The 1,994-nt window shown below is 74.0% G+C and carries 2 protein-coding genes and 1 pseudogene; all 3 read left to right on the top strand.

Annotated elements, in window-relative coordinates:
* Positions 1–873 (top strand): sortase (locus tag EES42_RS04520; protein WP_164495164.1); only part of this gene is annotated, 873 nt, incomplete at its 5' end.
* A gap of 24 nt (positions 874–897) precedes the next feature.
* Positions 898–1,734: a phosphate ABC transporter ATP-binding protein gene (locus tag EES42_RS04515; RefSeq protein WP_124716769.1), complete on the top strand. Its 837-nt coding sequence runs from the start codon at positions 898–900 to the stop codon at positions 1,732–1,734.
* Positions 1,731–1,994 (top strand): annotated as a pseudogene (locus tag EES42_RS45555) (hypothetical protein); the annotation flags it as partial. The gene EES42_RS04515 and the pseudogene EES42_RS45555, both read left to right, overlap by 4 nt.

Here is a 1,994-nt window from a genome sequence, read left to right as displayed (position 1 = left end):
GCGGCACCCCGGCCCCCCGCCCGCCCCGGCCTCGCCCTGGCCGGAGCGGTGCTGTGCGTTCTCGCGGCCGTGCTCCTCGGCTTCGCCGCCAACCTCACGGTCGTCGGCCACCTCCAGCACGCCCGCGACCAGCAGACCGGCTATGCCGAGCTGCGCGGACAACTCGCGCTCGGCACCGCACCGGTGGGCCAGCGCACCTACGACAACAAGCCGCTCGCTCCCGGGGCACCCGTCGCGCTCCTGCGCATCCCGGCCCTCGGCCTGCGCGAGGTCGTCGGCGAGGGCACCACCTCCGGCATCCTGATGTCCGGCCCCGGACACCGCCGCGACACCCCGATGCCCGGCCAGGCGGGCACCAGCGTGATCATGGGCCGCCAGTGGGGGTACGGCAGCCCGTTCAACGGCCTCTCCCGGCTCCCGGCCGGGTCGCGGATCGAGGTGACCACCGGTCAGGGCAGGGCCGTGTACGAGGTGTCGGCGCTCCGGCGCTCGGGTGACAGGCTCCCCGCACCCGCCGGGGCCCGCGGCCGGCTCACCCTGATGACCGCGGCCGGCGGCCCGTACACCCCCGCCGGGGTGCTGTACGTGGACGCCGAACTCACCACCCCCGTACAGCCCAGCCCGCCCCGCCTCGTCCGACTCGGCTGGATCGGCCCCGCCGAGGAGGCTCTCGGCGGCGAGAGCGAGGAGGGCGGCGCCTGGCTCGCGGTCTTCCTGTGGTCGCAGGCCCTGCTCGCCGCCGCGCTCCTCACGGTCTGGCTGCACCGGGTCTGGGGGAACTGGCAGACCTGGATCACCGCCGGACCCGTACTCGCCGCACTCGGCCTCGCGACCGCCTCGGCCGCCACCCGCCTGCTCCCCAACCTGCTCTGAACTACCAGGAGTTGACGCATTCCGATGACCGAGACCATCCCGCTGCCCGCCGCCGCGCCGAACCGGTCGCGCACCGTAGCCGCCTCGCCCGCCACCCTCGAAGCCGAGGCGGTCTCCGCCTGGTTCGGTGACCACAAGGTCCTGGACCGGGTCTCCCTGCACATGCCCGCCCTGGAGGTCACCGCGCTGATCGGCCCGTCGGGCTGCGGCAAGTCGACCTTCCTGCGCATCCTCAACCGGATGCACGAACTGATCGGCTCCGCCTCGCTGGCCGGCCGGGTCCTGCTGGACGGCGAGGACATCTACGACCGCGGCCGCCGCATCACCCGCGCCCGCCGCGAGATCGGCATGGTCTTCCAGAAGCCCAACCCGTTCCCCGCCATGTCCCTGTACGACAACGTCCTGGCCGGCCTGAAACTCAACGGGATCAAGGCGGCCAGGGACGGCAGGGACGATCTCGTCGAGGAGTGCCTGACCAAGGCGGGCCTGTGGCGCGAGGTCAAGGACCGGCTCCGCCAGCCCGGCGGCGCGCTCTCCGGCGGACAGCAGCAACGCCTTTGCATAGCACGGTCGTTGGCGGTACGCCCCCGGGTACTGCTGATGGACGAACCGTGCTCCGCGCTCGACCCGACCTCCACCCGCCGGATCGAGGAGACCATCGCCGACCTCAAGGAGGAGGTCACCATCGTGATCGTCACGCACAACATGCAGCAGGCGGCGCGGGTCTCCGACCACTGCGCGTTCTTCCTCGCCGAACAGGGCACCCCCGGCGTCGTCGTCGAGCACGGGCCGACCGACGAGATGTTCGACTCCCCGCAGGACGGCCGGACCGCCGACTACGTGAACGGCCGCTTCGGATGACGTTCCGGTGCCCCGCCGGGCTCACCGCCCCGCTCCTGCTGCTCGCCCTGCTCACCGGGTGCGGCCGCGACACCGATCCGGCGGCCTCCCCGGAACCCCGGGCCGCCCGCCCGGCGCCGGTCGCCGGGTCCGACACCACCCCGTCCACGGCCCTGTCGGCCTCATCGGTCCCACCGGCCCCGGCGGCCGCACCGCCGTCCACGCCCGCGAGCCCGCACCCGGCCACCACCGCACCGGAACCCCGCACCCCGCCCCCCGTA

Origin of the sequence: Streptomyces sp. ADI95-17 (assembly GCF_003846175.1) — a bacterium.
Lineage (GTDB): Bacteria > Actinomycetota > Actinomycetes > Streptomycetales > Streptomycetaceae > Streptomyces > Streptomyces sanglieri.
This window is presented reverse-complemented; position numbering and strand designations above follow the sequence as displayed.

What these genes read in the sequence shown, in the direction of transcription:
- EES42_RS04515 (WP_124716769.1), top strand. Translation starts at nt 898, where the DNA reads ATGACCGAGACCATCCCGCTGCCCGCCGCCGCGCCGAACCGGTCGCGC.